Origin of the sequence: Corynebacterium glucuronolyticum DSM 44120, assembly GCF_030440595.1 — a bacterium.
Classification (GTDB): Bacteria; Actinomycetota; Actinomycetes; order Mycobacteriales; family Mycobacteriaceae; genus Corynebacterium; species Corynebacterium glucuronolyticum.
Genome location: NZ_CP047452.1, coordinates 738,386 through 750,445, shown reverse-complemented (window position 1 = coordinate 750,445; position 12,060 = coordinate 738,386). Strand labels below are relative to the sequence as shown.

The 12,060-nt window shown below is 57.9% G+C and carries 11 protein-coding genes; 8 read left to right on the top strand and 3 right to left on the bottom strand.

The genetic code is table 11. The features are described from left to right. Positions 1-4 precede the first annotated feature (4 nt). Positions 5-1,510, bottom strand: a complete 1,506-nt coding sequence (locus CGLUCO_RS03485; RefSeq protein ID WP_005390244.1) for a methylmalonyl-CoA carboxytransferase subunit 5S — start codon at positions 1,508-1,510, stop codon at positions 5-7. 294 nt (positions 1,511-1,804) lie between these two features. Between CGLUCO_RS03485 and CGLUCO_RS03480 the strand changes: the two genes are divergently transcribed. Together CGLUCO_RS03480 and CGLUCO_RS03475 are read left to right on the top strand one after the other, a co-directional pair. Next, positions 1,805-2,512, top strand: coding sequence for a lipoprotein LpqH (locus tag CGLUCO_RS03480; protein ID WP_005390245.1), 708 nt, complete (start codon positions 1,805-1,807; stop codon positions 2,510-2,512). Beyond that, positions 2,500-2,982, top strand: coding sequence for a methylated-DNA--[protein]-cysteine S-methyltransferase (locus CGLUCO_RS03475; protein ID WP_005390246.1), 483 nt, complete (start codon positions 2,500-2,502; stop codon positions 2,980-2,982). Before CGLUCO_RS03480 ends, CGLUCO_RS03475 begins: the two co-directional genes overlap by 13 nt. A 15-nt stretch (positions 2,983-2,997) precedes the next feature. On the opposite strand, the gene CGLUCO_RS03470 is transcribed toward CGLUCO_RS03475, so the two are convergent. After that, positions 2,998-3,615, bottom strand: a complete 618-nt coding sequence (locus CGLUCO_RS03470; RefSeq protein WP_084036938.1) for an isochorismatase family protein — start codon at positions 3,613-3,615, stop codon at positions 2,998-3,000. A gap of 317 nt (positions 3,616-3,932) precedes the next feature. On the opposite strand from CGLUCO_RS03470, the gene CGLUCO_RS03465 reads away from it, so the two are divergent. From CGLUCO_RS03465 to CGLUCO_RS03450, 4 genes are all read left to right on the top strand, one after another. Next, complete coding sequence (locus CGLUCO_RS03465) at positions 3,933-4,823, top strand: hypothetical protein (RefSeq protein ID WP_301387075.1); 891 nt, start codon at positions 3,933-3,935, stop codon at positions 4,821-4,823. A 1-nt stretch (position 4,824) separates the two neighbouring features. Then, on the top strand, positions 4,825-6,381 hold the full coding sequence (locus CGLUCO_RS03460) for an ABC-ATPase domain-containing protein (protein ID WP_084036936.1): 1,557 nt from the start codon (positions 4,825-4,827) through the stop codon (positions 6,379-6,381). A 77-nt stretch (positions 6,382-6,458) separates the two neighbouring features. Next, positions 6,459-7,457, top strand: coding sequence for a DNA cytosine methyltransferase (locus CGLUCO_RS03455; RefSeq protein WP_005390251.1), 999 nt, complete (start codon positions 6,459-6,461; stop codon positions 7,455-7,457). 27 nt (positions 7,458-7,484) lie between these two features. Continuing rightward, on the top strand, positions 7,485-8,384 hold the full coding sequence (locus CGLUCO_RS03450) for an NgoMIV family type II restriction endonuclease (protein WP_070741091.1): 900 nt from the start codon (positions 7,485-7,487) through the stop codon (positions 8,382-8,384). 16 nt (positions 8,385-8,400) lie between these two features. Here the strand turns inward: CGLUCO_RS03450 and CGLUCO_RS03445 are convergent, their stop codons facing one another. Next, positions 8,401-9,057 carry a sulfatase/phosphatase domain-containing protein gene (locus CGLUCO_RS03445; protein ID WP_005395146.1) on the bottom strand — a complete coding sequence of 219 codons (657 nt, stop codon included), beginning with the start codon at positions 9,055-9,057 and terminating at the stop codon, positions 8,401-8,403. A gap of 296 nt (positions 9,058-9,353) precedes the next feature. Here CGLUCO_RS03445 and CGLUCO_RS03440 point away from each other — a divergent pair, with 296 nt between their 5' ends. Together CGLUCO_RS03440 and CGLUCO_RS03435 are read left to right on the top strand one after the other, a co-directional pair. Continuing rightward, entirely contained in the window at positions 9,354-10,403 is a 1,050-nt protein-coding gene (locus tag CGLUCO_RS03440; protein ID WP_005395145.1) for an NAD(P)-binding domain-containing protein, read from the top strand. Between the two features lie 296 nt (positions 10,404-10,699). Continuing rightward, the gene (locus CGLUCO_RS03435; RefSeq protein ID WP_005395143.1) at positions 10,700-12,022 is read left to right on the top strand and encodes a chymotrypsin family serine protease; all 1,323 of its coding nucleotides are present in this window, start codon (positions 10,700-10,702) and stop codon (positions 12,020-12,022) included. Positions 12,023-12,060: the final 38 nt, after the last annotated feature.

The window sequence follows — 12,060 nt, the reverse complement described above, 5'->3', positions numbered from 1 at the left end:
TCCTTTACGCCGGCTCGACCTTGACGGACTCTTCGCGGCCACCGACCGACACACGGTAGGTAATCGGCTCGCGGATCGCGTTGGCAGCACCGGAAGCGGCTTCTGCCTCGCGCTTGAGCTGCTCCTCGGTCTTGCCCACGTTCTTCGGGCCCTCGGGGCGCTCCTGGAAGAACTTGGGTGCGACGCCCGGGAACATAGCGTTGGTGAGGACATCCTCGTCAGTGCCGTCGAAGCCCTCGAGCTTCTTGGTCTCCTCGACGAGCTGATCCCACTCGGGTTCGAGCAGATCTGCCGGACGGCAGGTAATGGGCTCCTTCTTGGTCTGTTCCTGAGCCTGCTTGACAAGCTCGGGGTTACGCTCACCGGGGCACTCGCCGTAGTAGCCGAGCATGAGGTCGGCGAACTCGGCGGTGAGAACCTTGTAGCGACCCATGAGGACGTTGAACACGGCCTGCGTACCAACGATCTGGGAGGACGGGGTAACCAGCGGCGGGTAGCCTGCGTCCTTGCGGACGAGCGGAACTTCCTTCATCACTTCATCGATGCGGTCGCCCGCGCCCTGGGCCTTGAGCTGGCTTTCCATGTTGGAGAGCATGCCACCCGGGATCTGGGACTGGAAGATGTTGGTGTTGACCAGGGTCTTGGACTCAAATTCTGCGTACTTCGGGCGGACGGCCTTGAAGTGATCGCGGATCTTCAGCAGCTTGTCCATGTCCAGGCCGGTCTCGTAGCCGGTTCCTTCAAGCATTTCGACGAGAGATTCCGTCGGGTTGTGGCCAGGTCCGAGAGACATCGAGGAGATGGCGGTATCGACAACATCGGCACCAGCTTCGATGGCCTTCATGAGGGTAACCATGGTGACACCCGTGGTCGAGTGGCAGTGGACGTTGATCTGCGTATCCTCGCCGTACTTTTCCTTAATACCCTTGACTATGTCGTAGGCGGGCTGCGGCTTGAGCAGTGCTGCCATGTCCTTGAGGGCGATGGAATCAGCACCCATGTCGAGCAGGCGGCCGGCCAGGTCAATGTAGCCCTGGACATCGTGGAGCGGGGAGACCGTGTAGCAGATGGTGCCCTGTGCGTGGCCGCCGACCTTCTTCACGGCGTTCATTGCGTGCTCGAGGTTACGGGGATCGTTGAGGGCATCAAAGACGCGGAATACGTCCATGCCGTTTTCGCGGGACTTCTCCACGAACTTGTCCACCACCATATCTTCATAGTGGCGGTAGCCGAGGAGGTTTTGACCGCGAAGCAGCATCTGAAGACGGGAGTTGGGCATCAGTTTGCGGAAGGTCCGCAGCCTCTCCCAGGGATCTTCATTGAGGAAGCGGATGCAGGAGTCGTAGGTTGCCCCGCCCCAGCATTCCACGGACCAGTATCCCGCCTGGTCCATTTCCTCACAGATACCCACCATGTCTTCCATGGCCATTCGCGTTGCCATGAGAGACTGGTGCGCATCGCGCATTGCCAATTCTGTGACACCGATTTTCCTTGTGGCGTTAGAACTCATACTTACTAACCTAGGCGAGTGACTTCATTCCTGCATATCAGAATGGTGTGACGTAAGGCGCTTTTTGGGTTTGTTCCCACAAACGATTGATCAACAATGCCCGAATTGGATAAAACCCCAGTTCGTCAGACCAATTTCAAACAGCGTTTGCCATTTGTGAAGTTTATCACACACCCCTTTTATTGTGACTTAGCGAGACCCCTCTTTTCCCCCACCATCAAGACATCCGCCAGACGTAAAGCTACAGTTACAAGAAAACCGCCCGATAGTATTCAGAGGAGCATCTCCCCCGCCATGAAGAAAACGCTCTGCGCCGTCTTGACCATCTCCGCCATCATGTTCACGGGGTGTACGTCCCCAAACAAGAGCGCAGAAGTCACCGAGACAGCGATCACGACCCGAACCGCACAGGTTACAGCCTCGCCAGAGGCCTCTGAATCAGCAAGCTCGTCTGCTGCAGAAACGAAAAAAGAAAAGAAAGGACGGAAAAAGACCCCGCGCACACTCGTCGAAAGTGGATCTACTGTTGTCGTTACCGCCGACGAGGACGAGCCCGCTGACAGCGACCGCAAGGAGCCAACCGCACGCCGAAGCGCACAGCGTGAGCACGCAGCCCGACCAGAGAACGGTGCGCCCGTGGCGCCGGTCATTACCGACGACGATTTCAGCCAGCCGTCGAATAGCGAGAACGAAGCCCGCGCGGACAAAGAAAAGACAAGCAACGGCGTGACGTGCTACGCCGAGAACGGCTATGTTTTCATTTCCCGGAACAACGGGAAAAACGGTTTCTCCGCGCAGGTCACCGAAGGCGACTCCCCGGAGCTGGAAAGCCTCGGTGCGACCACCGACGGCGGATCTCTTGCCTACGATGCCTCCGTGGGCAACGGTGACGTGAAAGTAATAAAGGACGGATCCACCTATCGCTTCGTAGGGAACGCCTACCTCGACAGCGATAACGACGGAGATTCCTCTTTCGACTTCTCAGCCACGTGCCCGCAGTAACGAATGCCAGCGTACTGAGTACACGTTTCGGTGAGATTACGGTAGTCACCCAGGGCAACCGCGTGGTGAGGGTGGTTCTGCCCGGCCACGACGCACCACTGGCTGCCCCCAGCGACGCGAGCGAGCGCGCGGCAACGCACATCGCACAGTACCTCTCGCACTCTAGGACACAGTGGAACCTAGATATCGCTGTCCCCGCAGGAACTCCGTTCCAACTCGCCGTGTGGCGTGCATTGACCGCAATCCCCTTCGGGGAAACGCGCACGTACGGTCAGATTGCGGAAGCTATCGGGCATCCGCGCGCAGCGCGCGCCGTTGGCACAGCCTGTGCCCTCAACCCCGTGCCACTTCTCGTCCCATGCCACCGCGTCGTGCCTGCCGGCGGTGGCGTCGGCAACTACGCGGGAGGAACTGCGATGAAAGCAGCGCTTCTTGGCATGGAACGCGAGGTTATCGCACATGCAAGCTAGACCAAGGACACCGCGTTAGCGGACGTGCCCGCCCTGAGCGGCGATTTCTTCCAGTGCTTTGGCACCGTTATCCTCATTGACCGCGGCAACGAGCTCCTTGAGTACGCTCACATCGAAGCCTTCCTTCAGCCCGTCACGTGCGGTTGCGCGAACGCAGAAATCCGTGGCAATACCGCACACGTGCAGGTGAGTGATACCGCGGGCGTGAAGCCAATCCCCTAGGGATTCGCCGTCGCACGCTCCCTCGAATCCTGAGTATGCGGCGGAGTACTCGCCTTTAGTAAATGTGGCCTCGATGTACTTTTCCGCCGGCGCGAGGGCCGGGTGCAGGGCGGCACCTTCCGTCCCCTTCACACAGTGGACGGGCCAGGTATCCACATAATCGGGATGATCTGAAAAGTGTGTGCCCGGATCGATATGCCAGTCTTTTGTTGCCACAATCGCTCCGTAGTAGCTGCGGTGTCCAGCGACAAAAGAGGCGATGGCGGCAGCTACATCTGCGCCTCCTTCGGTAGCGAGGGAGCCACCGGGGCAGAAATCATTCTGCACGTCGACGATAATGAGGGCAGTATTTTCCCCAGCGGGCGCGTTGCCGGTGTGCGTGGCTGTTGTAGAGGCCTCAGCGGAACTCATCCTTTTTCTCCTTGTCCAGTAGTGAACGCTCGAAAGTGAACGCTGTAGAGTGTAGGTTTTGGACTCAACAGTAGTCTTTCATGTGTAACAATGGCATCGCGCATGCGCTAGCGAAATGACGAGTAATGACGAGTAATAACGCTGCTGAAACCGCCAACGCTGAAGCGACCATCACAGAAGCACCTAGCGCCCGAACAACAAACACCGACAAAAATATGAAAGGTACGCCAACCGTGCGACACTCTCTGACGTCATTCGCTGTGCTTGTAGCCCTCTGTTTTCCTGGAATTGGAGTGGCTCAGCAACTCCCGGGTGGAGTGAGCGTCCAAGAGGTGCAGGCAGCCATCTCTCAGCCCATTTCGGTTCCTGCCGGGCAAACGATCACGGTAGACCTGGGTGTTCCTGTTCAGGCACAGTACTCGGGCGACGGGTGGCAGGTGTCTACATCGGGGACACAGGTGACGGTTACCGCACCTGCAGGAGGCGGTTCCACGATCTCCGTTCCTGCACAGGCCGCAGGTTATTCGGCGACCATCACACTGGTATCCGACCCAGTTGTCGCAGCGCCAGTCCCGAACACCAACGATGAGAGTGGCAACGACTCGGGGACGAACGATGCGGAACAGCCAGACACCACATCCGACGTGGGCAACGGGACAGCCGACTCCACCCACCCTGCGCGCGAGCAGGCATCCCCCGTGAGCGATACGGACGCCCGGCGCATTGACCTCACTGCCACGGTGTCCGGCAATACCATTACCTCACAGCTCGGGCTCCTGGAGGCGGCACGCTTGTACAACGAATTCTCCGGCGTCGACCAGGAGGGACTCTCCATCCGCTACGTCGATTCGACGGGACAGATCATCAAGGGTGTCAAGAGAGCAATCGACAAGGAGTCCCGGACGCTGACGCTCACCTATCCGGAGGGCGAAACTCCGGATAATCCCTTCATCATCCAGGTCATCCGAGACAAGGACACAGCAATTGCCGTCGTGACACTGACGGACCCGGATGCCCCTTCCGGCGCGACAGTAGGCAACAACGAGGAGGATCCCACGGCGCCGAACAAAGATGCAGCGCCGGGAAAGGACAAGGAGAAGAACGGCGGCTCCTCCGTGACCTCTTTCATCGGCATCGCCGCACTCGCCGGCGTCGGTGTACTCGTTCTCCTCGCTATCATCCTGACTGTCGGGAGGAAGAGGAAGTAGGATGGCTTCGCTGTATTCACGGCTAACAGCCCTCGACGGCAAAGGCTACGGCGCCTACAAGTCGCTCGTTGGTCGTTATGACCTGGGGCGGATGACGCTTGCCATAGACCGCGTCCAGTCGGATCCGTACGCACCGCCGTCGAAAATGCATGTGGAGCTTCCCAACCCGGCACCTGATTTCCACCCGGTTCCGGTGTGTGACCAGGTGGCCCGCGCTGTGGCGCGCGCTTTCCGAGGTCACCGCGATATAAGCATCGACAGCCCGGGGCAGGAGGTTCTTCCGACGGCTAGCTGCGTCGACCGCAACGGGACGCTCCACATCCGGTTTTTTGTGCAGCTTCCGGCGCGTGGGCGTCGGATCCTCGGCCGTGCCGCAGCTCACCTCATCTGCGATGATCTTCCTGACGCTCTGGAGGACGCTTTCGAGGGCTTCGACCCAACCGCCGCAGTTCAGCTCTACAACCAGCAGGAGAGGATGCGCGCAGCGCTCGGCGAAAATGTCGCTTTTATCGCCGACGGGGCGATCCTCCCCCGCGCCACCGGCACTTCTCCCCTGCCACTTACCGGTGCCGTCCCGTTCCGCTCTCCGGAGTCTTTGCGTACGAACATTGCCGGCGTGACAGGGATGGGCATTCCACGAGGTGTCACCGTCATCGTTGGTGGAGGTTTTCACGGAAAATCAACGCTGCTCAACGCTCTTTCGCTGGGAGTGTACAACCACACGCTTGCCGACGGCCGCGAGTACGCAGTCACGAATCCAACCGCCGTGCACGTGCGCGCCGAGGACGGCCGTGCGGTGGCCGGGGTGGATATCTCCGAGTTCATCTCTTCGCTCCCCACCGGCGCAGATACGACTCACTTCACCACTGCAAACGCCTCCGGTTCAACCTCGCAGGCGGCCTCAGTCATGGAGGCGCTGGAGGCCTGCGCTGAGGTTTTGCTTATCGACGAGGACACGTCGGCCACCAATTTCATGATCCGCGATGCGCGGATGAAGAAGCTCGTCACCGCTGAGCCCATCACACCGCTGGTTGATCGTGTCCGGGCACTGTGGCGCGATCACGGCGTGTCCACTGTCATCGTCGCCGGTGGCTCCTCCGCATTTATCGATGTCGCGGACACCGTCATCGCGATGGAAAATTACGAGCCTCGTGATGCAACTGCTGCTGCGAAGGAGCTAGCCGAACCAGTCGACGAACAGGCCCCGTTTGTTCTGCCCAAGCCACGTATAGTCGCAGTGTTGAAAACACAGCACGGTAAGCGGAAAAAGCAACCACAAGCCAAGGATGCGGGGACGATCCGCCACGGCAAGGAAAACGTCGATATTTCCGCGGTGGAGCAGGTCGTGTCCCGCTCGCAGACAGCGGGTATCGCCCGCGCCCTCGGCTGGGTGGAGGATCACGTCGATGGGCGCACCCCCCTTACCCAGCTTGCCGAGGACGCCACCGCAGCCACCAGTGCCCTCATCCACGGCGATGATCACCCCGGAGCGCTTGTTATGCCCCGCCCTCTCGAGGTCGCGTTCGCCCTAAGCCGGCACCGAGGGCTCAAGGTCTAGCATCGTTCGAGGCCACAGACGTGTTCCCCTCCTGTGTTACGGTATGAGAAAAGCACTTCAACTCTGGGGGTTTTGACATGACAAACGCAAAGAAGCCATTCACTTCCGTCGAGATATGCGCCGGCGGTGGTGGCCAAGCGCTTGGCCTTGAACGTGCTGGATTCGAGCACCTCGCCGTTGTCGAGATTGATTCAAACGCATGCGAAACGTTGCGTCTTAATCGAGGCGAAGAGTGGAACATCGTCGAGCAGGATGTCCACACGTTCGACGGTGCACCATACAAGGGAGTTGACCTTTTCGCAGGCGGGGTACCATGTCCCCCTTTTTCGATTGCTGGAAAGCAGCGTGGTCCCGAAGATGAACGGGATCTTTTCCCGCGTGCGTTGGATCTAATCGATCAAATTAAGCCACGCGCCGTCCTCCTGGAAAACGTTAAAGGTCTTGGGCAGAAGCGATTTGATGACTATCGCGCCAAGATAATTGAACGGCTGAATCAAATGGGTTACGACGTCTTTTGGGAGCTCATTCAGTCTGCTGACTACGGCGTGCCCCAGTTGCGGCCCCGATTCATACTTGTAGCGCTGCGTAAAGAGTACTCGCCCTACTTCGAATTCCCAGAACCTATGCCACACCGTATCACGGTTGGAGAGGCTCTTCACGGCCTCATGGAGGAAAAAGGCTGGCCTGGCGCTGATCTGTGGGCTAAACGCGCCAATAATGTCGCACCAACGCTAGTAGGCGGTTCAAAGAAACACGGTGGACCCGATGTCGGACCGACACGTGCTCGAGCAGCATGGGCCAAATTAGGTGTAAGAGGTACCTCGATTGCAGAAGAAGCTCCCGGCGTGGACTTCACCACAGACGCTGATATCGACATGCCTCGACTTACGGTGCGTATGGGAGCTGTTATCCAGGGTTTTCCAGAAGATTGGAAATGGGCTGGTGGTAAGACGGCTCAGTGGCGCCAGGTTGGTAATGCCTTTCCCCCACCAGTAGCAGAGGCCATCGGCACTGCGATCAGCAAAGCTTTAAGACAAGTTGAGGTCTTCCCTTGCCAGGAGTCAATCGCGTTTTAATACTGGTTTTGATAGAAAGCTACGAGAATGAACACAAGCATCATTTCCCGAGCCCGCAAGCAGTTTCATGCCGATCTAACGTCAAGCGATGGTCCATTATGCTTGCTTAAAGATGGCGATCAATTTTGCATGGCGAGCAATGCGGATAGGTCGCAGACCACTTCTAAAGCCGTCTCTTTATCTATCGCAAAACAATTAGGGGCAGCTCCGCGGTTATCAAAACCACAAGGGCAAACGATGGGCAAACTATTTGAGCAGGCGGTAAGGGACTTTTTGCAAACGTGTCTACCGCATCTATATCACGTGCGTCCCGGCCCCTGGCGTGTTGCTAACGTGGGAGAAAATCGCAGAGAGGATCAACTAGCGAAGTACTACCCGTATCGACATCTCGATGATCTCGCACATGCTGTGGATGAAAATCCTGGCCTATTGGCTGTCCTTGGGAACCTGTACATGGTTAGTCCCGATGTCCTAGTAATTAGGGACGCACTCTCAGACGATGCCATCAACAAGACTGAAAATGTTGTTGACGGATTTTCAGCAACCTATTCTCCTGTGAGAGCAACAAACGTTCCTGCTTCGTCAAACTCCGAACCTGCTTTTATCCATGCAGTCATTTCATGTAAATGGACGATGCGGTCCGACCGAGCTCAAAATACTCGCTCTGAAGCCCTGAACCTTATCCGTAACAGGAAAGGACGGACACCCCATATTGTGGCGGTGACTGCGGAGCCCTCCATTTCCAGGATCGCCTCTATCGCGCTGGGAACTGGAGACATCGACACCACATACCACTTTGCTCTTCCTGAGCTCATCACTGCGGTCAAAGAGACCTGTAACGATGAGGCGCTACTCATGCTCGACACTCTCGTCACAGGCGACCGTTTGCGAGACATTTCCGATCTACCGATTGACCTCGCTATCTAAAGCCAATCTCAAGGGGCTACTGCAGCGGGCCCATACTCATAATCTGCTTCCACAGGTTCCACTGATCCTGCAACTGATGGGCAGTGTCCGGCGAATCTTCGTCGGCTGTCAGCGTGCCGTCTTTCAGGTGTGCATCGACGGTAATGACTTCCTGGTTGTCGTAGAAGAGCGCACGATGGCCCGCCGCGCCGTAGCGAATAACAGGCGTGAGGTTCATACCATCGACGGACAGGGGCGCGTTGGGCCGAGTATCCACGCCGGTAATCGCGGCAATGGTGGGCACAATGTCCAAGGTGGAGACGAGCTCGGTGCACACTGTGCCGGGTTTAGTCACCCCAGGCCAACGGACGACGAACGGGGTGGAGTAGTCATCGTCGACAGGGTTGGGACTGACAGCGACAATGACGGCTTCCGGATTGAGGTCCGAGACATCCATGTCGAACCGCCGGCACTCAATGAGCTGTAGTCCTCCTTCACCAAGATATTCGGTAGCTGTAAGCGGGATAATCTCTTCAATTCTTGTTTGTGGCTTGCGCTGTTGGTATTGGCCGGTCAGAAGTGCCAGCCTACTTTCCGCGAAGTCCGCTGAGGTGGTGTGCGCGTTGGTAAAACGGAGCCCACAATCAAGGGGCAGACCATCGTGTTCAGCGGCTGAAATCAAGATGACGTCCATACCCGTTACTTAACCACACTCACCATTCGACACCCGCACACTCCGGCCACATGCGCACCTACAATGGCGAAAAGAGACAACGCCGGACATTCCGTTATCAAGGTTCGTCCACCGAAGCACCGTTGACCATCAGTGCATCGACTACCTGTTTCGCCTACTAACCGTTGTGTTGATAACTAACCATTGTGTTAACCGACCGTTGTGTAGTTAACCGACCGTCGTGCTGACTGACCGTTGGGCTAGCTGGCCGTTGTATTGACCACCGTCGTCCTCTTAGGAAAGGAAGGAAAAGTCACGTGGCTGCGCTGAACTCCTCTCCCACTACAGACAGAGTCAAAGCACCTAAGGAATACCCGGATGCTGCGAAGACGAGGTCAACGGCTGCGAATCCACACGTCGAGGACTACGACGTCATCATTATCGGTGGCGGACAAGCAGGCCTTGCGACCGCCTACTACGTACGGAAAAAGACGAACAATTTCCTGATCCTCGACAACCAACAGAAACCCGGTGGTGCGTGGCTCCACGTGTGGGAGTCCATGACGCTGTTCTCTGCGGCAAGCTTCTCCAACCTCCCGGGTCTCCCCATGCCCCCAACACCGGGCTACCCCACCAAACACCATGTCATCTCATACCTCGAGGAATACGAGCGACGCTACCAGCTTCCCGTACTACGCCCCGTGGAAGTGACTGACATTTCCTACGACGGAGAACACTTCTCTATAAACGGCGCGTGGACGGCGAAGGAACTTATCGGCGCGACCGGCACGTGGTCCGCGCCCTTTATCCCCAGCTACCCTGGGTCCTTTAGCGGTCAGCAATGGCACTCCGCAAACTACCCGGGGCCCGAGCCGTTTGCAGGGCACTCTGTAGCCGTAGTCGGGGGTGGAAACTCTGCTGCACAGATCGCCGCAGAGCTATCGGATGTTTCCACGGTCACCTGGTATACCCGTCGGCCTCCTCGCTTCATGCCCGACGATGTTGATGGGGTCGCGCTGTTTCGCCGAAACAGACAACGGATGCTGGCTATTCTCCGTGGCGAAGACGACCCGGGGCCGGATTCAGATCTCGGCGATATCGTCGTGCTTCCCCGAGTTAAGGAGGCGCGAGATTCCGGCCTACTCACTGCGACACCGATGTTTTCCCACCTTGATGAGTTACACCACGATGACGTGATTTGGTGCACCGGTTTTCGCCCGGCGCTGGGACCGCTGCGTCAGCATCGGGATAATCCGCACCTTCACCTCGTGGGCTACGGCGACGTGGTCGGGCCCGGCGCGGCAACAATTACAGGTGTCGGCCCGTATGCAAAGCAGGCTGCGCGTGCCGCCACCCACGAGCTGTAACAGTCGTTTCGCATAAACAACGTTTTCACGGAAACGGTACGAAAACCGTACGAAAACGGTAAGGAAACGGTTGGGCAACTGGAAAACACACGAATCTGTATCAGGTTCCGCAGTTCGGCATGCCCACTTTCGGGTGTATGCACGGTGTGTCCAATGCCACTCATTCTGTAAGAGATTCTTATATACCTACGTTAATCAATATCCGCGCTGGCAGGTATCTACATTCCTTTTTATGAGCCCTGTACTGGCGTTTTATGAATCCAACAAACCCCTTCCCGCATGCTAGTGTTAGTTAAGTGATTTCTAAGAAAACTCTCGCCGCCGCCACCATCGTGGTGGGGCTCATCACCGGGGCTACCCCTGCGTTCGCACAGCCGTATTACTCCGTCAGCCAGGGAGACAAGGCCATCCTCCTGCCGCCCGGCTCAAATAACGGAAGTAAGTGCACCGTGGGCTATAACGGCAACGGGTTCAGCTACGTCTCCGCACACTGCGGCAAAGACGGTTACGCCGTCCACCTGCAACTCCCGAGCGGCTACACCAGCCCTCGAGTCGGCACTTTTCATCGCTCCCCCGCCGCATCCGTAGACAACGGCGCGGCCAACTTCAACGACTGGGGCGTCATCGAGTGGGATCGGTCTGTCACCATCGGACCAAACCGCTACTCCGGTGATGCGCTTATCGATCCAGATACTGTCACCTCCGGCGACACCGCCTGTGTCTATGGGGACACGACGAGGAAGATCTCCTGTGGCCCGTTTGTCGGAAACCTCGGCAAGACCTTCTTCGTCGATAACGTAACCACGAATCCGGGTGACTCCGGTGGCCCGATGTGGATTCCCGGACGCGGGCTCGTCGGTCTCATCTCGGGTCCAGATATGGCAAGTATGCAGAGCTGGAACGATTCTTGGTCTGTCAACGTCACTCGTGGCGCGCACCCGGGTATCAACGATTCCGGCCACACCGCTGACCAGCGCATACAAATGTTCTCCACATGGGTACACAATGGTTTTGTCCCCAAGGCCACTCCGGTCGTCTCCACCACCACGCCGGAGCCGACGCTGGCCCCCACTAGCGTAAGCCAGCCTGCCCCAGTGGAACCGACACGTGAGTGGCTGCAGCCAGCAACGACAACCGCTATACAGCCGCAGCCACAGCCGACGACAGTAGAGCCGACCCCGCAGCCGACGACGGAGTGGCCTACTCCGTCCGCGACCACGCGCCCGAGCGATCCGTGGACGCCCGAGCCACTCATGACTTTCCACCCAGGTGAGGATGCCCACTTCCGTCTCACGATTGGCCCTGACTACGACACCCTGGGCGTCACGCGCTTGGACCCCATCATGGACGAGTACGTGGACAACTCCCTCCTCAAGAAGAAGAAGGCGAAGGCCGTTTCCGAGGTTGAACCTGCGGATATCAGTGCCCCATCCAACTCCGTAACACCGGCGGAACCACCGCGCACGACTCTGCCTAGTACCCCGGGCAGGGGCTACGTTTCACGCATGCCAGACGACGGTCGTGGCCTGACCACCCCGGAGATTATTGGCATCGCCCTGGGTAACGGCGACTTCTTCGGTTCCATCTGGTCGTATATCCGCCACATTTTCTGGCGGTAGTTTCGATCAGGGGAGCAGAATATGCTCGCCTACGTAAG

Excerpts from the sequence above, each read along its gene's own strand:
- CGLUCO_RS03485 (WP_005390244.1), bottom strand. The coding sequence starts at position 1,510 with ATGAGTTCTAACGCCACAAGGAAAATCGGTGTCACAGAATTGGCAATG.
- CGLUCO_RS03480 (WP_005390245.1), top strand. The coding sequence starts at position 1,805 with ATGAAGAAAACGCTCTGCGCCGTCTTGACCATCTCCGCCATCATGTTC.
- CGLUCO_RS03470 (WP_084036938.1), bottom strand. The coding sequence starts at position 3,615 with ATGAGTTCCGCTGAGGCCTCTACAACAGCCACGCACACCGGCAACGCG.
- CGLUCO_RS03460 (WP_084036936.1), top strand. The coding sequence starts at position 4,825 with ATGGCTTCGCTGTATTCACGGCTAACAGCCCTCGACGGCAAAGGCTAC.
- CGLUCO_RS03455 (WP_005390251.1), top strand. The coding sequence starts at position 6,459 with ATGACAAACGCAAAGAAGCCATTCACTTCCGTCGAGATATGCGCCGGC.
- CGLUCO_RS03450 (WP_070741091.1), top strand. The coding sequence starts at position 7,485 with ATGAACACAAGCATCATTTCCCGAGCCCGCAAGCAGTTTCATGCCGAT.
- CGLUCO_RS03445 (WP_005395146.1), bottom strand. The coding sequence starts at position 9,057 with ATGGACGTCATCTTGATTTCAGCCGCTGAACACGATGGTCTGCCCCTT.